Here is an 18,935-nt window from a genome sequence, read left to right as displayed (position 1 = left end):
AGTGCTGTCGCGAGTACGGAGAGTAAGGATACCCACCCTGGAGAGTGGAAAAGCCCCACGTTCGAGTGACAGCGCTCAAGGATTGCCGGGAGCTGCCGAGGGGAGAAATCCGGTCGTAAGGGTCGGCGGCACGAAGGGAGCGGCGGCAGGACAGCTGGGGGCAGGGGGACGGGCCCGGAGGGGAAGCCGGGCGGGGGGACACAGGGGCGGGACGGTGGGGGAAGCGGAGGGTCTCGGCGCTCGGGGAAAAGAGCCGAGGCCCTCCTCGCTTCACCGGCCGCCGGCTCCGTCGCCGGGCGGGCGCCGGCTGGGCGCGGACCAGGCGTGGGCCGGCCGCCGGCTAGGCGCGGGCGACGAACACGTGGGCGGCGATCTCCTTGTCCAGTTCGGCGGCCTCGCCGCCGCTGCTCACCAGGACCCCGCCGGGCGCCTCGGTGACACTGACCACCGCGCCCGGCTGCACCCCGGCCCGGCGCAGCGTGTACATCAGCTGGGCGTCCGTCTGGATCGGCTCGCCGATCCGGCGGATCACCACGCTCTTGCCCTCGGCACCCGGCGCCAGCATGTCCAGGGTGACCAGCGTCTCCGCGTCCGCCCCGTCCACCGGGGTCTCCCCGAGCTCCTCCAGGCCGGGGATCGGGTTCCCGTACGGGGACTGGGTGGGGTGCCGCAGCAGCTCCAGCACGCGGCGCTCCACGGCCTCGCTCATCACGTGCTCCCAGCGGCACGCCTCGGCGTGCACCTGCTCCCACTCCAGGCCGATGACGTCGACCAGCAGGCACTCGGCGATGCGGTGCTTGCGCATCACCCGGGTGGCCAGCTTCCGCCCGCCCTCGGTGAGTTCCAGATGGCGGTCGTCGGCCACCTGGACCAGGCCGTCCCGCTCCATTCGGGCCACGGTCTGGCTGACCGTCGGTCCGCTCTGCTCCAGGCGCTCCGCGATCCGGGCGCGCATGGGGACGACACCCTCCTCCTCCAGCTCGAAGATGGTGCGGAGATACATCTCAGTCGTGTCGATCAGATGCCCTGACATCGGCCGCGGGCTCCGTTCCTCGTGGGCTGTCGTTGTCGCAGTCCCAATTCTTGCGCATCGCGCCGACAAACCGGCCAGACCGGCCAGACCGACCGGAGGGACGGTTGACAGAGCTCCGTCGAAGGCTCCACGGTGCCTCGGACGGACCTCCTCGACGAAAGCGGGCGCAGCGAACGATGAGTGATCTTGCCGGACGGTACTTCGACGCAGCGATCTCCCTGTTGCAGAAGGTCCGCGACGAGGAGGCCGAGGGCGTGGAACGGGCGGCCGAGGCGCTCGCGCGAACGGTGCGCGACGGCGGCCGGATCTTCACCTTCGGCGCCGGGCACTCCTCGCTCGCGGCCCAGGACGTGGTCTACCGGGCCGGCGGGCTGGTGCTGATGAACCTGCTGGCGGTGCCCGGGGTGACCGGTGTGGACGTGGTCCCCGCGCACCTGGGCAGCTCGCTGGAACGGGTTTCCGGGCTGGCCACCGCGACGCTGGACGCCAGTCCCGCGCGCAGCGGCGACCTGCTCTTCGTGATCTCGCTGTCGGGCCGGCAGACCATGCCGGTGGAACTGGCGATGCACGCCCGCGAGCGCGGGCTGACGGTGGTCGGCCTCACCTCGCTGGCCTACCCGGCGGCGGTGTCCTCGCGGCACCCGTCCGGGACCTACCTGAAGGACCAGTGCGACATCGTGCTGGACAACAAGATCGCGGTCGGCGACGGCGAGCTGACCACCGACGGCGCGGACACCACCTTCGGACCGGTGTCCAGCATCACCACGATCGCGCTGATGCAGGCCGTCGTCGCCACCGCCGTGGGCAAGCTGGCCGCCCAGGGGCTCACCCCGCCGCTGTTCCGCTCCGGCAACGTCGACGGCGGCATGGACTGGAACGCCAAGCTGATGGCCGACCACCGGGACCGGATCTTCTACGCCTTCTGAAGCGCCTGCTTGCGGGCCTCCGCCAGATCCACGGCGGAGGCCACCCGGGCGGCGATGTCCTCGGCGTAGGCGATGTCGGCCCGGTCGAAGCGCTGCCGCCCGGAGCCGCGCAGGAAGCTGATCACACCGACCGTACGGCCCCGGCTGCGCAGCGCCGTACAGAGCCCGTGCACCGTCCCGGCGGGCCAGTGCCGCAGCTCGGCCCAGCCGACCGGGCCGCGCGCCGCGCCGACCGGACCGGCCTGGCCCACCGGTACGACCTGGCTGACCTCGGCGGACACCGTCACCGTCCCGGCCCGCTCCAGCGCCCGCACGGCAGGGTGGACCTCGCCGTAGCGGGCCGGGATGCCGGTCGGCTCCAGCGCCGGCTCCCGGCCCAGCGCGCCGATCGGGGACACCGCCGCACGCACCAGGCCGCCGGGCGCGGCCGAATCGGGCGGGGCCAGCACGTCCAGCAGCGCGTGGTCGGCGAAGCCGGCCAGGACGAAGTCCAGGTACCCGACCGCCCCCTCCATCGGGTCCTCACACTCGGCCGCCGCCTGCCCGGCACGGCGCAGCTGGGTGGCCCGGAACCGCAGCACCGTGCCCTCCTGCTCGGCCTGCTCGTGCGCGGTGACGTCCTCGAAGAACCAGGCCACGCCCAGCGGCACCGGCTCCTCGCCGAGCGGCGAGCCGAGCCGGACGAACTCGCTGCGCCAGCAGCGCCGCCGGCCCGGGTCGGAGCGCAGCGCCGCCCACAGCTTGACCCCGCTCAGCGGTCTGCCGGTGGCCAGTACGTGCTGCAGGGCGGCCTCCAGCTCCTGCACGCCGTCGCCCAGCACCTCCCCCAGCGGGTGGCCCAGCAGCGCGCCGCGCTCGCAGTCCAGCCGACGGGCGGCCGAGTCGCCCACGGCGGCCGGGCGCAGATCCGCGTCGACCAGCACCACGCCGGTGGGGGCCTCGTCCATCAGCGCCTCGGCCAGGCCCAGCGAGCGCTCCAGCTCCACCTGCGCGCCGGCCTCGGAGAAGGCGAAGTACAGGCCCAGCGACCGTCCGTCGGCGGCCTGGACCCGGTGCACCTGCGCCCGTACCAGCACCCGTCGCCCGTCCCGGGTGACCAGGGCGAACTCGTGCACCCGCGGTACCGCGCCCTCGCCGGACAGCAACTGCCCCCGGACCGCGTCGACATCGCCGGTGCGCAGCGCCCAGCCCTCCAGGCCGGTCCGCCCGACCGCCTCGTCGGCGGTCCAGCCGAGCATCCGGACGGCCTCGCGGTTCCAGTGCGTGATCACCCCGTCGCGGTCCATCGCGGCGAGACCGACCTCCATGCCGTCCAGCAGGGCGGACAGCAGGCGCGCGTCCGCGTCCGTGCCGCTCGTCGATGCGTCGACGTTCACGTGGAGACACCTCCCCGCTGCTTCCGATCCGGGCGCGGTCCGTTGGGGCTTCACCGAAGCTCGCCCGCCATTCAACTCGCCCGACCCGCCGTGTACACCCGTTTCCACCAAATGTCCCCCGACCGTGCGGATCTGGAGTAGAAGGGGCCCGCCACCGCCCGCGTCCGCGCTATCCCCGCCGCCGCGCCCGGGGGCACGAATCCGAGGGGTAATCCACCCCGGAAATCCCGGCGGTAAATCCGTTGCACCGGTCCGCGGGGCCTGCCTACAGTGACGGCACACCGAAAGGAGGTGATCCAGAGTTGAGTACTTCTGGGACCCGTGAGGTGGCTGCTTCCTAGCAGCCCGACCCGCTGAGCGTGTCGAGCGGCGGGGCAATCCACAGCAGTCACCCAGTCCCCGGGCTCGCCGGCCGTCCTCCGGCGCCCGTCCACACGGACGGGAGCAGGCCCGGGGGCTGTCCTCCTCTTCTCTGTTCTGATCTGTTCCGAAGTGGCCAGTCCGTTCCGAAGTGGCCAATCCTTCGTGCCCACCGCATCGCACCCTTGGCTCCACGGCCCCGCCGACGTCACACTGACATGCAGCAGTGCTGGGCGACACAAGGGGGAGCCGATGGTTCGTCAATATCCGCCGGGGCACCGGGAGAGAGAACTTCTCCCCGAGCCCTTCTGGGCTGCGGACCGGGCCTCCCTCGACGGCCAGGGCCAGTCGATCCGCTGGTACGTCGGCCAGATCACCATGCTGCTGATCGCGGCGGCCGTGGGCATCCCCAACATCCACGCCAAGGGCCTGAACCTGTCCCCGGTGCTGTCGCTGCTGGCCTTCGTCGGCGCCTGGTACTTCTGGGACCGGCTGCGCGCCGAACGGCCCCAGGCGCGCTGGTACGAGGGCCGGGCGGCGGCCGAGTCGGTCAAGACCCTGGCCTGGAAGTACGTGGTCCGGGCCCGCCCGTTCGCGGGCGAGGCGGAGTCGGCGAGCGCCGACGAGGCCTACACCTCGCAGATGGCGGAGGTGTTCCAGGCCTTCCGGGACAGCCCGGTGATCCCGTCCGGCAGCAAGCCGGAGATCACCAGGGAGATGCGCCGGCTCCGGGCCGCGCCGCTGGCCGTGCGCCGCGACCTGTACCTCCAGGACCGGGTCAGGGCCCAGCGGACCTGGTACCAGACCCGCGCCGACGCCTGCGACAACGAGACCGCCAAATGGCAGCTGATCGCGGTCGCCTCGATCATCGTCGGCATCGGCTTCGCGCTGCTGCAGATCTTCGACGTCTTCTCGCTGCACTTCCTCGGCCTGTTCACCACCATGGCCGCCTCGGTGACCGCGTGGACCCAGCTCAAGCAGTTCGGCCCGCTCGCCTCGGCGTACCGCCTGGCCGGAACCGAACTCGACATGATCGAGGTGCAGTTGGGGCGCCTCGACCCCAATCTCCCCAATGCGGAGGAGAGCTGGTCGCGGCTCTCGCGGGACGCCGAGGACGCGGTCTCGCGCGAGCACACCATCTGGCGGGCCCGCCGGGACCGCCGGGTCTGAGCCCGTCAGGGGCATGCACTCCGAACTTCCGATGCCGGTCTTTCCGAGAGTCGCAGCAAGGGAACGGGGACGCATTGACGGCGCGAGTGGTGAAGGCCTCCGACGGCCGGTCGATCGCGGTGGAGACCGTGGGCGACCCCTACGGCAGGCCGGTCTTCCTGCTGCACGGAACACCCGGCAGCAGGCTCGGTCAGGCTCCGCGCGGGTCGGTGCTGCACCGGCTGGGCATCCACCTGATCACCTTCGACCGGCCCGGCTACGGCGGCTCCGACCGCCGTCCGGGGCGGCGGGTCGCCGACGCGGCGGCCGACGTGGCCGCCGTCGCGGCCGAACTGGGGCTGACCCGCTACGGCGTGGTCGGCCGGTCCGGGGGCGCCCCGCACGCGCTGGCCTGCGCGGCGCTGCTGCCGGACCAGGTCAGCCGGGCTGCCGCGCTGATCAGTCTGGCCCCCAGGGACGCGCCCGGGCTGGACTGGTACGACGGCATGGCCGGCTCCAACGTCCGGGTCTACGACACCCCGCAGGAGGGCCGGACCCGCATCGCGGCCAGCCTGAAGCTGCGCTTCCGCGACGTCAGGACCGACCCGTACCGGCTGATCACGGACCTGCGGCCGGAGCTCACCCCGGCCGACCGCAGGACCGTCGCCGAACCCGCGGTACGCCGGATGCTGGAGCTGAACTTCAGCGAGGCGCTGCGGCACGACGCCGGGGGCTGGATCGACGACGCGCTGGCGTTCACCACCCGCTGGGGCTTCGACCTGGGCGACATCCGGGCGCCGGTGCTGCTCTGGCACGGCCAGGACGACCCGTTCGCGCCGGTGGCGCACTCGCACTGGCTGGCCGAGCGGATCCCCAACGCGCTGCTGTGGGAGCAGCCGGGCGCAGCGCACTTCGCGGTGCTGCGGATCCTGCCCACGGTCCTGCGCTGGGCCGCCCGCTGAGGCACCGCGCACGGCGGCGCCCCGGCATGCGGCAGGGCACGGTCGGGGGGCGGAGCCCGGCGCACGGCAGGGCACATGCAGGGGAAGCCCCCGGCATGTGCCCTGCCGCGTGCGGTAGACCGGACGGGTTGCCGCCGCAGGCCGCGGCGACCGGCGGCGGCAGCCGGACCGCTACACCGGCTGCAGTTCCAGGTCGCGGTTGATCCGCTGCCAGCCTCGGCAGCTCTTGGTGACCGGATGCTCCTCACCCAGCTGGCGGACCATCTCGACCAGGGCCGAGGCCCGCAGTTCCTGGGCCACCTCGCGCTGTCCGCCCTCGCGCAGGGTGCAGGCCAGGTTGGCGGTGGCGACCACGGTGTCCGGGTGCTGGGCGCCGTAGCGCTCGGTGAGCACCGAGATCGCGGTGCGCAGCAGCGACTCCGAGCGCTCGGTGTCCCCGGCGTCCCCCAGCGCGTTGGCCAGGTTCACCATGGTGTTGAGGACGTACGGATGCCGGGCGCCGACGACCTCCTTCATCAGCGCCAGGGTGTGCTCGCCCAGCGCCACCGCCTCCGGCACCGCCTCGCTGCCGCGCAGGTAGATGGCGAGGTTGTTGGCGCAGGCCAGGGTGAACGGGTGACGCGGGCCGAGTGAGTCCAGGTAGCCCTGGTAGACCTCCTGGGCGCCGTCCCTGGCGGCCTCCTTGTCGCCGGAGGCGCTGTAGTCGGCGGCCAGGTTGAGCGCACAGGCCAGCGCGTCGGGGAAGTTCTCGCCGTAGCGCTCCAGGTAGCGCTCGTAGGTCTCCTTGGTGAGCTGCCGGGCCTCGCCCTGGTGGCCGGCCTTGCGCAGGGCGACCGCGAGGCTCTTGGCGTAGCGCAGTGTCGGCAGGTCCATCACCGGCACGGCGGTGTACTCCACCTGGAACTCCCGCAGCAGTTCCACCGAGCCGTTGAAGTCGCCCAGCGAGCGCAGGTCCTCGGCCAGCGCCGCCTTGGTGGTGAGCGTGTACGGGTGGCGCGGGCCGAGGACCGCGATACGCCGGTCCAGGGTCTCCCGGTCCAGGTCCCTGGCGCGCTCGTAGCGGCCGGTGAAGCGGTAGTCGATGGCCAGGTTGTGCGCGATGGCCATGGTCCGCGGGTGGTCCGCGCCGAACAGCTCCTCGAACTTGCGGTAGGTGTCCCGGTCCAGGTCCAGCGCCTCCTGGAAGCGTCCCAGCGCGCGCAGGTCGGCGCCCAGGCTGCCCGCCGTCATCAGCGTGTACGGGTGGTCCGGGGTGTGCACCTCCTGCTGACGCTCCAGGGTGTCCTGGTCGTAGGCCAGCGCCTCCTCGAACCGCCCCTGCGTACGCAGCACGTTGGCCAGCTGGAAGCGCAGCAGCAGGGTCTGCCGGTCGCGCTCGCCGAGCTTGGTGATCCAGGTGTCGTGGAGCCGGCGGCCGAGCTCCTCGCCGGCTGCCAGCTCACCGCGCTTCCACAGGTAGCGGACCCGGTCGATGAGCAGCTGCCGGGTGTCGGGCTCGTCGCACTCCTCGGCCCTGGACGGGCCCAGGTGCGGCCAGATCCGTTCGAACGGGGGCCAGTTCTCCGGGTCGTCCATGTCGTCGACCAGCGGACGGGCCCCGACCAGGATGCGGTGCACCTCGTGCATCGCGGTCTCCTGCTGCTGCGGGTTCAGCTCGGAGCGGATCACCGCCTGCACCATCCGGTGCACCTGGAAGCTGTTGCTGCCGGCGTCGACCTTGGCCAGACCGTAGCGGCCGATGGCCTGGATGACCTTGCCCAGCATGAACTTGTCCTGCAGGTCCGGGTCGTACTCCACCAGCGTTCTGATCATCTGGTCGCTGTAGAACAGGCTCATCGAGATCGGGTCGGCGGAGAAGAACGCGCACAGCTGGAGCAGCCGGGCGGCCGCCGGGGACGTCTCGCGCAGCCGCCGGATCGAGACGTTCCAGGTGGCGCCGAAGACCTGCGGGTACTCGTCGACCTGGGTGACCGCCAGTGCCTGCGGGGCGGCCCGCTGCAGTTCGGCGACGTAGGCGGCGACCGGGGTGCCGGTGGTCTCCAGCCAGGCGGCGGCGATCTCGACGGCCAGCGGCAGGTCGCCGACGGCCTCGGCGACCCGGTCGGCGTCCTGCCGACTGAGGCCCTGGGCCCGGCGGCACAGGTGCTCGATGCTCTCGCCGCGGGTGAAGACGTCCACTTCGAGCGGCTCGGCCTGGGCCGACCAGGCCGGGTTCCGGGAGGTCACCAGGACGTGCCCGGGACCGCCGGGGAAGTAGCGGGCGATGGTGGTCGGGTCGTCGGCGTTGTCGAAGACCAGCAGCCAGCGGTCCACCTTGCTGCCCATCCGCAGCGCCTCCCTGGCTGCCTCGGCGGCCTCGGCGACGTTGTCGCCGACCTGCAGCTCCAGCCGGCGGGCCAGCTCGGCCAGGGACAGCGCGACCTGGTCCGGCTGCTCGGCCTCGATCCACCAGACCATGTCGTAGTCGGCCATGAAGCGGTGCGCGTACTCCAGCGCGACCTGGGTCTTGCCGACGCCGCCGAGCCCGTACAGGGTCTGCGGGGTGGGCAGCACCACGGTGGCCGAGGTGCCGCCGCGCAGCTGGTCGCGCAGCCGCTCCAGCACCCCGGCGCGGCCGGTGAAGGCGGGGTTGCGCAGCCGCACGTTCCAGATCGCCGGACGGGTCGCCGGGAACCGGGGGCCCTCGCCGGGCACCAGCTGCGGCAGCGGGTCGGTCCGGCCCAGCGCCCGCAGCAGCGCGGCCGCGGCCTGCTGCTCCTCCAGCCGGACCAGGTCCACCGAGTTGCGGTTGCTGAACGGCGCGGTGAGCCGGACGTCGCCGACCCGTACCGGGATCAGCTCGCGGCGGCTGCCGACCGGGTCGGATCCGAGGATCGAGTTCCACACGGTCTGTGCCTGCGGGGACCGCACGTACGCCGGCGACAGCAACGCGACGGTACGGGCGGCGGAGTCCAGGCCCTGCTCCGCCTCGGTGCGCGGGTCGGCGCCGACCTCGCGGGGGACCACCCTGATCCCGGCCCGGGTCAGCACCGCCTCGACCCAGTCCGCCCACATCCGGTCCTCCGGCGCGAAGGACAGGAACAGGTCGGCCGGGACGGTGGGCCGGCGCCGGGTGAAGGAGTCCAGGCAGCGCAGCCGGATGTCCTCCGGGATCGGCGGCAGGCTGCTCACCCGGTCCTTGGTGATCGCCGCGGTCAGCCGCTCGCAGGCGGCCAGCATGGAGGTGGGTGACCCGGGCTCGTCGCCGAAGGTCGCCAGGATCTCCTCATAGGCGTAGAACGGCCGATAGGGGATCTCCACCGAGCCCCAGTACTGGGCCAGCGGTCCGTCCTCCAGGCCGGCCGGCAGCCCGCTGAAGCGGCTCCTGGCCAGCGCCCGGCCGGCGTCGGCCTTCTCCTTCTCGAAGTCGTCGATCCGCATCGGCACCGGCAGCACCCGGATGTTGCGGTCCCGGTAGGTGTCGGCGATGTGCTGGGAGATGGCCGAGGCGCCCTCGATGCTCTGGCCGCTCAGGGTGAAGCAGACCACCAGCGTGTCCGGCATCTCCACGGTGCAGATGTCGGCGATGTCGGACAGGCCGGTGCGGCTGTCGATGAGGATGTAGTCGTAGTGGCGGCGCATGTCGTCACGCATCGCCTCGAAGAACCGCCCGCCGTTCAGCTCCTCGTAGAAACGGTCCCAGTTGATGCTGGCGACGGTGGTGGAGTAGTCGGTGTTGCTCAGCCCGGCGGACAGGAAGTCCAGGCTGCCGCCGGTGCGGAAGCTGGGCCACACCAGCGAGATGGTGTGCGGCCCGACCCGGGCGAACTCCTTGTGCCAGCCGGGCGCCCGGTCCAGGCCCCGGATGGCCTCCTCCCGGTACTCCAGGATCAGGTCGATCACCCCGGTGGTGGAGGCCAGGTCGGCGGGGTCGAGGAAGGGGTGGAAGAACCGGGCCAGGCCCGGCGCCTCCAGGTCCCAGTCGACGGTGAGCACGCGGAAGCCGTTGGCAGCCAGGATCCAGGCGGTGTTCGCCAGGGCCATGGTGCGCCCGGTACCGCCCTTGTAGGAGTAGAAGGTGATGATCTCGCCACCCCGGTCCTCCTCTGCGGAACGCGCCGCCAGCCGCTCCGCCATGGTCCGGTCGTCCGTCATCAGTTCCCCTCCACCGGGTCCGCCTCGCCACTGCTGCCTTGGTGGTGCTCCGTGTCGGACTGCTGGTGCGTTCCGAACAGGTGGTCCGTGCCGAAGGCCGGGTCCCGCCGGGTCACCGGATCCCGTCCGGGAGACGGACCGTGGGACGGGGCCGGGCCGCGGACCCGGTCGTCCCTGGCCGACGGCCGGGGCACGCTCGGGCCGGTGATCGCGGGCCGCATCGTGGGCCGGGGCCGACCGCCCAGGGTCGTGTCCCGCATCGGACGGCTCTCCTCGAATCCGGCCATCGCCCGCTGCGCGGCCCACGGAAGTTCGCGGTCGAACTCGTGCAGCGAGGCGAGCCCGCCGAAAGCCGCCCGCAGGCTCGGCCGCCCCTCGTGCTTGTTGCGCAGGGTCTGCTGGCTCAGCTCGTGCAGTTCACCGTTCTTCGCCAGATTCTCCGGATCGTCCTGGGCCCAGGGCTCCATGACGCTGACCCAGCTGGGATTGCTCTCGTCGAAGCGGCGCACCAGCTCCCGCCGGGCCGGGTCGAGCAGCGCCCACCGGTCCAGCAGCAGCAGCCCCGGGGCACTCGGCTCGGCCGCCCCCGCCCCCGGCGGACGCAGCAGCTCCTCGGCGGTCTCCTCGAACAGGTCCACACTGGTCTCGTAGTTCAACAGCCGTGCCGCCGCCGTGACGTGATGGACCAGCGGCTGCCGGTGCGGCTGCTGGTACGGCTCCCACTCCAGCTGCGAGACGCCGTAGGTACCGGCCGACCGGCCGACCGGAAGCCGCCCCTTTTCGCAGGCCAGCACCGAGATCCGCAGCTTCCGGGCCGGGGCGAAGGCGCTCGGCATCCCCATGAAGTCGCCGACGATGCCCTCGGCGGTCTCGGTCTGCCGGGCCACCTCGATGATCCGCTGGGCCAGCCGCAGCACGGCCCAGTCGTAGTCGTCCTTGAACCGGCCCAGTTTGCTCAGCGCCAGCAGGCCCTCGTCCTCGTAGGCGGGGCCGAACTCGTTGGGGGCGAAGTGCAGTTCGCGCGCCGCCGGCGGCATGGTGTCGAGTGCGGTGCGGACCCAGGTCACCGGCACGATCGCGGTGGCGGATCCCGACCCGTCCCTGGCCCGTACCGCGCGCGAGGCGAAGCAGTGCCACTCCTGGCCGCAGGGGCCGCTGCGGAAGTAGCGCGGCGAGTACAGCGGGACGAAGACCTGGCAGGTGGACAGCGCCTCGGAGAGCCGGTGCGGCCAGCGCTCGCCCCACTCCATACCCCGGTCCATGAAGCCGACGGGAGGGTCCGCGGGCAGCGCGGTCAGCTGCATGATTTCCGCACAGAGCTTGCGGAAGAACTTCTGCACCCAGAGGTTGGGGTCCTCGTCATCGGCGCCGGACGACGGAATGTGCGCGTAGCTGAGAAAGAAGAGCGGCCGCTGGACGCCACGCCCCGATGCACTCGCGTCTGTCACTCGCCACCCCCGCACCGCGGTCGGACGCCTCCGGTGCCGGAAGCGGTCGGTCCCCCGCGGTAAGACCTTCACCGCCGGGCTATTCGACCCCGGCAGCCGTTTGTCCGTCAACCATGCCTGCTGCCAGAGAAGCTGACGGTAACTCGGCCCAATTGTGACCCCTTGCGGCAGTGTCGCCAAGACCCTCACGTATACGGAGTATGAAGGAGACCCGGCAGGCAGCGGATGGCCGCGTCCACCGCCTCGGCCACCGGCAGCAGGAACGCCTCCGCGGCGCCGACCCGGCCGGCGCCGAAGGCCGTGGTCGCCCGGACCGCGGCGCCCAGCGCGGGGAAGTGCCGGTCGTCCAGGTCCAGGTCCCGGAAGGAGACCCAGTGGCGTTCGCCGTGCTCGTCGGCGACCACGCAGGAGTAGCGCCGGGTCGCCCGCCACGGGACCCGGTACTCGGCCAGGTGGTAGCCGGTGAACAGCCAGTCGGGAATCCCCAGCAGCAGCGCCTGCGCCCCCAGTTCGTACAGCCGGCCGAGCGGGGAGTCCTCGCCGAGGTGGCACTCCAGCGGATGCCCGGACACCACCTTGTCGGCCAGCGGCCCCAGCGCGGTGAAGGAGGTCTGCGGATGGGCGCTGCGCAGTGCCCCCGGGCTGGTCCTGATCTGCTCCGAGAGCCGGCCCATGGTCGGCGAGCAGGGGGTGCGGGCCGGGTCGAAGCCCGGCATCGCGTCCCGGTACCGCCGCAGCTCCGCCGGTCCCATCCCCGCCGTCGCGGCGAGGAAGTCCCGCGAGGTGTCCGAGTTCTCCGGTGTCGAGGCGTAGCCGACCACGGTGCCGTCCGGGCCCAGCGCACCGCGCAGGGCGTCGAGCACAGTTGCCGCGCCGCCGGCCACCGGGCCCAGCGCCCGCAGCGAGGACTGGACGAAGAGCACGCCGCCGGGGCGCACCCCGAGCCGTAGCAGGTCGTCCAGCAGTCCGGCCCCGGTCGCGACCTCTCGCCGCACGACCATCGCCTCCCCGCGGTCAGCCACCCAGTCCCGCCATCGACCCGCTCTGCCGTGTCCGCAGGAACTGCGCCCGGGTCTCCTCGGACGAGCGCTGCGCGGCGACGACCGCCCAGTTCTCGACCGGTTCGTCCAACCAGGGTGCCACCGTGGCCCGCATCGCGTGGGCGAACCGCTCGCCCAGGGTGGTCAGCGAACCGGATTCGGCCAGCGTCTCCACCGCCTCCGCGGTGTGCCCGCGCCAGCGGGCGAACTCCAGCTGCGCGCGGCGCGCGGACTCCTCGTCCAGACCCTGGTCCCGGGTCCGGGCCCGCCAGAACTCGCTGACGGCCAGATGCGCGTAGGTGCCCTGGAGGAGGCCCTCCAGGGGGCGCGGATCCGGCCGCCAGGGGGCGTAGAACAGCCGCTGGTCCAGCGGGTCGAACAGATCGTGGAAGTCCAGCACCGCACCCAGCTTGACGTGCTGGAACTCATGCACCGCGAGCAACGCCAGGCTCTCCGCGGTGGCCGGGCGGGCGATGCCGACGGTGCCGAAGGCATTGCGTCCGGCGGCGCTGATGTCACGGCCCCCGGGAGCCGGGCGCAGCGGCGTGATCATGCCCAGCCCGGCGGCCAGGCCCTCGGCGTAGCCTGGGAGCGCGGTGCCGACGAACTCCCAGGCACCGGCCAGGCCGCGCTCCCAGGCCCCGGCCTCGGACGGGTCGAGCCGTGCCGCGACCGGCCACTGGTGCGCGTCACGCTGCGGGTCGGTGTCCTCCAGCAGGACGCTCCACGGCCCGAACGGCCCGCTCGGCGCCTCGATCCGGCGCAGCGGCTGCCAGCGCGGGTCCTGGTCCGGTCCGGGGTGCCGGTCGAAGCGCAGGGTGGCACCGTCCGCGGTGACCGCGAAGCCGTCCGCGGTCGGGGCGACCAGGGCCTCCCGGCAGCCCGGCAGCAGCACCCGGCCGAGACCGGGCAGCCGCAGCACGCCCTCGCGCACCGGGACGACCACGCCGGCCGCCGCACCGGACGTGCGGTCGCCGTCGGCCCGGGCGGCACGCACTGCGGCGGCCGCCGCCACCTCGGCGATGCCGCCGCTGTCGGCGCTCCCGCCGCTCAGGCAGCGCACCGCCCAGGCCCGGGTGTACGGATGGGCGAGGACCTGGTCGACCGCGGCGGGGGCGGTCTCGTCCAGGCCGGTGAGCAGTTCCCAGGCGGCCGTCACGGTGCGGTCGCCGGCGGCCTGCTGCCACACCTGGGCCAGCAGCCTGCGGTTCAGCTCCAGCTGCGCCCGGGCCATCGCCCGCACCGTCCCGGCGCCGCCGTAGCCGGCCGCGAGCTCGCCGAGCTGCTCGTCGGTCAGCAGGTCGGCGCCGGCGCCGCCACCACCGCCGGCCTGCCGGGTCTCCGCGGCCACCCGGGCCTCCACTCCAGTGATCAGTGCCATCAGGTCGGGGCAGAACACCGACGGATTGTTGAAGCCGGCGCCGGTGCGGTAGCGGTGCGCGTACAGGCCGCCGCCGCAGGAGCGCACCACCGGGCAGGCCTGGCACTGACCGCTCAGCGCGGCCAGGCCGAGCTGGCGGTCCAGCATGCCGGGGTGTCCGGCGGCGGCGTCCAGGGAGTCCTTGAAGACGTCGAAGCCGGTGACCGGGGCCCCGTCGAAGGCCGTCTTCAGCGAGTCGGCCTGCTCCAGCGTGCCGTCCGTCTCGACCACGACCAGATCGGCCGGATCCAGACCCAGCGACTCGGTCAGACTGCTCAGTCCGTCCAGGGTGCGGCGCACCGAGTCGAACATGCGTACGGGAACCGGGCGGCCCTGCCGCTGCCAGCGGTCGTAGATCGTCAGCAGCCAGTCCGCGTACGGGGACGGCCGTCCGTCCGGACGCGGCGGCGGCTGGTCCCAGGTCGCGTGCGGCAGCAGGAAGTCGATACGCGGCGGATTCAGTTCCAGCAGCGCGTCGTAGACCGCGACCGGATCATTGAGAACGTCGATGGTGCAGAGCAGACCGGCATAGAGATGCCGGTACTCCGGCCGGTCCAGCAGCGCGATCGCCGCGAGCACCTGGTGATGGCTGCTGCGGCCGTCCGCGTAGCGCCGATGCCGGTCGTTCGCGACCCGGTCGCCGTCCAGGGAAATGCCGACCTTGATGTCGAATGCGTCGAAGACATCGAGGAAACGTTCACTCAGCAACACACCGTTGGTATGAATGCGCAGGTCCAGGGCACAGACATCCGACAGCTCGCGCGTGAGGATCTCGGCGGCCCGGCGAATTCCCACCGGGCCGACGAGAAGCGGTTCGCCGCCGTGCAGCACCACATGGACCGCGTTCAGCCGATGCGCCTTCGCATGTTCCGCGATACGTTCCGCGGTCCGCCGGAGTACGGTCTCCGAGGCGGCCCTCGGTTTGCCCCGCCAACTCGTGTCGGCGTGCTCGTACACGTAGCAGTGATCACATGCCAGATCACAACGGCTGTGCAATTTCACCACGAATTGACGAAACGGCACCCGCGGTTTGTCCATGACCGTCCTCAACGACGACTCACCAGCAGCCTGCAGTGGGGTCAGATCGACGACTGGAACGACAGGACCTCGACCCGCCCCTTCTCGGTCGACGGCAGCACGCGCTCCCGGAGTGAAACTGACAGCACCTCAGAATGCTTGGCCAGCTGCCCGAGTGGGACCCGTCGCGGACCGGCCGCGGTCGGCGCCGACGTCGACTCGGAGATTTCGGGGGCGGTGATGTTCATCGTGGACCCAATCGGGGTAGGTGGAGCACGGGGCTCCGAGCTGACGCAGGCGGGGTCCGTGATGATCGTGGTGGTTGGTCCGTTTTTTCGGTGTCCCCCCTAGGCAACCTGGAGGTCCACGCGGAGTCCACGCGCGCGCGTAACGGCTACCTGAGTCAATCAATAAGGACAACACCAAAGCATAAGGGCAACGTCGGCTTCTATGCTCGTTTTCAGGCCATACCGTTACCAGTGACGAATCACGCATACCTGCCCCGACCAGCCAAAATGCGCCATTCGGGCGAGGCTCCGACCGGGGCGGCTTTTCACCCCGTCGGAGTAAGGCACGGTCACTCGTTGGGGGTAAGGCACGGTCAGGGGAAGAGTCGCTCGATCGTCCAGCCGGTCGCCGCGGCCGGGTCGCGGCGGTAGCGGAGCCGGTCGTGCAGCCGGTTCTCCCGGCCCTGCCAGAACTCCACCCCCTCGGGCTCGACCCGGTAGCCGCCCCAGAACGGCGGGACCGGAACGCCCTCCCCCTCCGGATAGCGCGCCTCCAGCTCGGCGTAGCGCCGCTCCAGCTCCTCCCGCGAGGCCACGGTCCGGGACTGCTCGCTGGCCCAGGCCCCCAGCTGTGAGCCGTGCGGGCGGCTGCGGAAGTAGGCCGCGGTCTCGTCCCGGCCGACCCGCTCGGCCCGGCCGGTGACGATCACCTGGCGGGCCAGCGGGTGCCACGGGAACAGCAGCGCGACCTTGGGATTGGCGTCCAGTTCGACGCCCTTCTGCGAGCCGTAGTTGGTGTAGAAGACAAAACCGCGCAGGTCGACGCCCTTGAGCAGGACGGTCCGGGAGCTGGGCCGGCCGTCCGCGCTCACTGTGGACACGATCATCGCGTTCGGCTCGTCCATCCCCGAGGCGACGGCGTTCGCGAACCAGTGGTTGAACTGCGCGACCGGATCGGCGGCCAGTTCGGACTCGTCGAGCCCGTCGGCGAGGTAGTGACGGCGCATCGCCGCCACGTCGTGGGCGTGTTCAGCAGAGTGCACGCCCAACATCATCCACCACGCTCCCCGAGCCCGGGGCCCCGGCTTCTCGTCACCTGTACGAAATCTCGATATCAAGAGATAGTCTGTCGAGCGCGCCCGTGCGAGGGATCACCGTCACGGGCTCTGGCGCAATGCACCCAGTGCCTGCCACCCTGACACTGCGTGCCAGACGCCTACAGCCGCAGCACGCCACCAGACCGAGACCACCGCGCAACCGCGTGGACGCACCGCACACCGACGACTTGGCCACACCACAGTCACCGACGTCGACCAGAGGAGCCGCCTTATGTCCGACTTCGTACCCGGACTCGAGGGAGTCGTAGCGTTCGAGACCGAGATCGCCGAACCCGACAAGGAGGGCGGCTCGCTCCGCTACCGGGGTGTCGACATCGAGGACCTCGTCGGACACGTCTCCTTCGGCAACACCTGGGGCCTGCTGGTCGACGGGAAGTTCAACCCCGGACTGCCCGCCGCCGAGCCCTTCCCGCTGCCGATCCACTCCGGCGACATCCGCGTCGACGTCCAGTCCGCGCTCGCCATGCTCGCCCCGGCCTGGGGCCTCAAGCCGCTCCTCGACATCAGCCCCGAGCAGGCCCGCGACGACCTCGCCCGGGCCGCGGTCATGGCCCTCTCGTACGTGGCCCAGTCCGCGCGCGGCCAGGGTCTGGCGATGGTGCCGCAGCGCGACATCGACAAGGCCGAGACCATCGTCGAGCGCTTCATGATCCGCTGGCGCGGCGAGCCCGACCCCAAGCACATCAAGGCCATCGACGCCTACTGGACCTCGGCCGCCGAGCACGGCATGAACGCCTCCACGTTCACCGCCCGGGTCATCGCCTCGACCGGCGCGGACGTCGCCGCGGCGCTCTCCGGCGCCGTCGGCGCGATGTCCGGCCCGCTGCACGGCGGCGCGCCGTCGCGCGTCCTCGGCATGATCGAGGAGATCGAGCGGACCGGCGACGCCACCGCCTACGTCAAGCAGGCGCTGGACAAGGGCGACCGGCTGATGGGCTTCGGCCACCGCGTCTACCGCGCCGAGGACCCCCGCGCCCGCGTGCTGCGCCGCACCGCGATGGAGCTGGCCGCCCCTCGGTACGAGGTCGCCGCCGCGCTGGAGAAGGCCGCGCTGGAGGAGCTGCACGCCCGCCGCCCCGACCGGGTGCTCGCCACCAACGTCGAGTTCTGGGCCGCGATCGTGCTGGACTTCGCCGAGGTCCCCGCGCACATGTTCACCTCGATGTTCACCTGCGCCCGTACCGCGGGCTGGAGCGCGCACATCCTGGAGCAGATGCGGACCGGCCGCCTGGTGCGTCCCGCCGCCCGCTACATCGGCCCGGGCACCCGCAGCCCGCGCGAGGTCGAAGGCTTCGACGACATCGCCCGCTGAGCGGCTGCCCCAGGCAGACGAGCAACCCCGTTACTACCCAAGGGGCGCGAGGAACTGCGATGCCAACCACGCACCTCCGTAGAGGGCTGGTCGCGCAGGCTGTTAATCCGACAGTTCCCCGCGCCCCCATGGCTTAGCTCATCCGAACGTGTCTCATTGGACGGACCCACTGCCAAAGGCGCAAGCGCAGCGGCTACGCTGCGGCTGTGGCTGAGATCCAGATCCCCGCTGACATCAGGCCCGCTGACGGCCGTTTCGGCGCAGGTCCCTCCAAGGTTCGCCCCGAGGCGCTCAGCGCCCTCGCCGCGACCGGTAGTTCGCTGCTCGGCACCTCGCACCGCCAGGCCCCGGTGAAGAACCTGGTCCGGCGCGTCCGCGAGGGCGTGAGCAGCCTGTTCTCGCTGCCCGAGGGCTACGAGGTGGTGCTCGGCAACGGCGGCTCCACCGCCTTCTGGGACATCGCCGCGTTCGGTCTGGTCCGGGAGAAGTCCCAGCACCTGAACTTCGGGGAGTTCTCCTCCAAGTTCGCGGCCTCCACCAAGGCCGCCCCGTGGCTGGCCGACCCGTCCGTGATCAAGTCCGCCCCGGGCACCCACCCGCTCCCGGTCGCCGAGACCGGCGTGGACGTGTACGCGCTGACGCACAACGAGACCTCCACCGGTGTCGCCATGCCGATCCGGCGCGTGGCCGGGGCCGACGAGGGCTCGCTGGTGCTGGTCGACGCGACCTCCGGGGCCGGCGGCCTGCCGGTCGACATCGCCGAGACCGACGTCTACTACTTCGCGCCGCAGAAGTGCTTCGCCTCCGACGGCGGCCTGTGGATCGGCGTGTTCTCCCCGGCCGCCCTCGCCCGCGCGGCGGAGATCGCCGGGTCGGGCCGCTACATCCCGACCTTCTTCGACCTGCCGACGGCCATCGACAACTCGTCGAAGGACCAGACGTACAACACCCCCGCGCTGGCCACCCTGTTCCTGCTCGCCGAGCAGCTGGACTGGCTGAACGGCAACGGCGGCCTGGCCTGGTCGACGGCCCGTACCGCGGACTCCTCCTCGCGGCTCTACGCCTGGGCCGAGAAGTCCCCCTACGCCAGCCCGTTCGTCGCCGAGCCGGCCGAGCGCTCGCAGGTCATCGGCACCATCGACTTCGACGAGTCGATCGACGCCGCGGCCGTCGCCAAGGCGCTGCGCGCCAACGGCATCGTCGACACCGAGCCCTACCGCAAGCTGGGCCGCAACCAGCTGCGGGTGGCGATGTTCCCGGCCATCGACCCGGCCGACGTCGAGGCGCTGACCGCCTGCATCGACCACGTCATCGGCAAGCTGTAAAGAGATCGCACCGCGAGGGGCGCGCGGCTCCGCCGGACTGACACCGTCAGTTCCGGCAGGGCCCCGCGCCCCTCGGTCCGTGCAGACG

Annotated in this window: 13 protein-coding genes; 5 read left to right on the top strand and 8 right to left on the bottom strand. The window is 71.9% G+C overall.

Translation table 11 applies throughout. The annotated features are described in order from the left end of the window. Positions 1–340: 340 nt before the first annotated feature. Positions 341–1,033 (bottom strand): metal-dependent transcriptional regulator, encoded by a 693-nt coding sequence (locus ABH925_RS25425; RefSeq protein ID WP_370151215.1) that lies wholly within the window; start codon positions 1,031–1,033, stop codon positions 341–343. A gap of 176 nt (positions 1,034–1,209) precedes the next feature. Here ABH925_RS25425 and ABH925_RS25420 point away from each other — a divergent pair, with 176 nt between their 5' ends. Further along, complete coding sequence (locus ABH925_RS25420; protein WP_370151214.1) at positions 1,210–1,959, top strand: sugar isomerase domain-containing protein; 750 nt, start codon at positions 1,210–1,212, stop codon at positions 1,957–1,959. Here the strand turns inward: ABH925_RS25420 and ABH925_RS25415 are convergent. Continuing rightward, a complete protein-coding gene (locus ABH925_RS25415) occupies positions 1,947–3,335 on the bottom strand; it encodes a PAS domain-containing protein (protein WP_370151213.1) in 1,389 nt (462 codons plus the stop codon). The genes ABH925_RS25420 and ABH925_RS25415 overlap by 13 nt on opposite strands. Positions 3,336–3,947: 612 nt before the next feature. Between ABH925_RS25415 and ABH925_RS25410 the strand changes: the two genes are divergently transcribed. Further along, positions 3,948–4,865 carry a DUF4231 domain-containing protein gene (locus tag ABH925_RS25410; RefSeq protein WP_370151212.1) on the top strand — a complete coding sequence of 306 codons (918 nt, stop codon included), beginning with the start codon at positions 3,948–3,950 and terminating at the stop codon, positions 4,863–4,865. Between the two features lie 74 nt (positions 4,866–4,939). Then, a complete protein-coding gene (locus ABH925_RS25405; RefSeq protein WP_370151211.1) occupies positions 4,940–5,806 on the top strand; it encodes an alpha/beta fold hydrolase in 867 nt (288 codons plus the stop codon). A gap of 171 nt (positions 5,807–5,977) precedes the next feature. Here the strand turns inward: ABH925_RS25405 and fxsT are convergent, their stop codons facing one another. From fxsT to pdxH, 6 genes are all read right to left on the bottom strand, one after another. Further along, positions 5,978–9,940, bottom strand: a complete 3,963-nt coding sequence (gene fxsT / locus ABH925_RS25400; RefSeq protein WP_370151210.1) for an FxSxx-COOH system tetratricopeptide repeat protein — start codon at positions 9,938–9,940, stop codon at positions 5,978–5,980. Beyond that, positions 9,940–11,388: a TIR-like protein FxsC gene (locus ABH925_RS25395; RefSeq protein ID WP_370151209.1), complete on the bottom strand. Its 1,449-nt coding sequence runs from the start codon at positions 11,386–11,388 to the stop codon at positions 9,940–9,942. The genes fxsT and ABH925_RS25395 overlap by 1 nt, the downstream gene beginning before the upstream one ends. Positions 11,389–11,573: 185 nt before the next feature. Further along, a complete protein-coding gene (locus tag ABH925_RS25390) occupies positions 11,574–12,383 on the bottom strand; it encodes an aminoglycoside N(3)-acetyltransferase (protein ID WP_370151208.1) in 810 nt (269 codons plus the stop codon). A 19-nt stretch (positions 12,384–12,402) separates the two neighbouring features. Continuing rightward, the gene (locus ABH925_RS25385; protein ID WP_370151207.1) at positions 12,403–14,886 is read right to left on the bottom strand and encodes an FxsB family cyclophane-forming radical SAM/SPASM peptide maturase; all 2,484 of its coding nucleotides are present in this window, start codon (positions 14,884–14,886) and stop codon (positions 12,403–12,405) included. A 41-nt stretch (positions 14,887–14,927) separates the two neighbouring features. Next, positions 14,928–15,113, bottom strand: coding sequence for a hypothetical protein (locus ABH925_RS25380; protein ID WP_370151205.1), 186 nt, complete (start codon positions 15,111–15,113; stop codon positions 14,928–14,930). A gap of 353 nt (positions 15,114–15,466) precedes the next feature. Further along, on the bottom strand, positions 15,467–16,144 hold the full coding sequence (gene pdxH, locus ABH925_RS25375; protein ID WP_370151278.1) for a pyridoxamine 5'-phosphate oxidase: 678 nt from the start codon (positions 16,142–16,144) through the stop codon (positions 15,467–15,469). Between the two features lie 277 nt (positions 16,145–16,421). Between pdxH and ABH925_RS25370 the strand changes: the two genes are divergently transcribed. Further along, on the top strand, positions 16,422–17,522 hold the full coding sequence (locus tag ABH925_RS25370) for a citrate synthase 2 (RefSeq protein WP_370151204.1): 1,101 nt from the start codon (positions 16,422–16,424) through the stop codon (positions 17,520–17,522). A 206-nt stretch (positions 17,523–17,728) separates the two neighbouring features. Beyond that, the gene (gene serC, locus ABH925_RS25365) at positions 17,729–18,847 is read left to right on the top strand and encodes a phosphoserine transaminase (protein ID WP_370151203.1); all 1,119 of its coding nucleotides are present in this window, start codon (positions 17,729–17,731) and stop codon (positions 18,845–18,847) included. Positions 18,848–18,935: the final 88 nt, after the last annotated feature.

The sequence above is a fragment of the Streptacidiphilus sp. EB129 genome, assembly GCF_041262645.1.
Taxonomy (GTDB): Bacteria; Actinomycetota; Actinomycetes; order Streptomycetales; family Streptomycetaceae; genus Streptacidiphilus.
Note: the sequence above shows the minus strand (reverse complement) of the source record. Positions and strands in the feature narration are given on the sequence as shown.

Excerpts from the sequence above, each read along its gene's own strand:
- ABH925_RS25385 (WP_370151207.1), bottom strand. The coding sequence starts at position 14,886 with ATGGACAAACCGCGGGTGCCGTTTCGTCAATTCGTGGTGAAATTGCAC.
- ABH925_RS25425 (WP_370151215.1), bottom strand. The coding sequence starts at position 1,033 with ATGTCAGGGCATCTGATCGACACGACTGAGATGTATCTCCGCACCATC.
- fxsT (WP_370151210.1), bottom strand. The coding sequence starts at position 9,940 with ATGACGGACGACCGGACCATGGCGGAGCGGCTGGCGGCGCGTTCCGCA.
- ABH925_RS25380 (WP_370151205.1), bottom strand. The coding sequence starts at position 15,113 with ATGAACATCACCGCCCCCGAAATCTCCGAGTCGACGTCGGCGCCGACC.
- ABH925_RS25420 (WP_370151214.1), top strand. The coding sequence starts at position 1,210 with ATGAGTGATCTTGCCGGACGGTACTTCGACGCAGCGATCTCCCTGTTG.
- pdxH (WP_370151278.1), bottom strand. The coding sequence starts at position 16,144 with ATGTTGGGCGTGCACTCTGCTGAACACGCCCACGACGTGGCGGCGATG.
- ABH925_RS25410 (WP_370151212.1), top strand. The coding sequence starts at position 3,948 with ATGGTTCGTCAATATCCGCCGGGGCACCGGGAGAGAGAACTTCTCCCC.
- ABH925_RS25370 (WP_370151204.1), top strand. The coding sequence starts at position 16,422 with ATGTCCGACTTCGTACCCGGACTCGAGGGAGTCGTAGCGTTCGAGACC.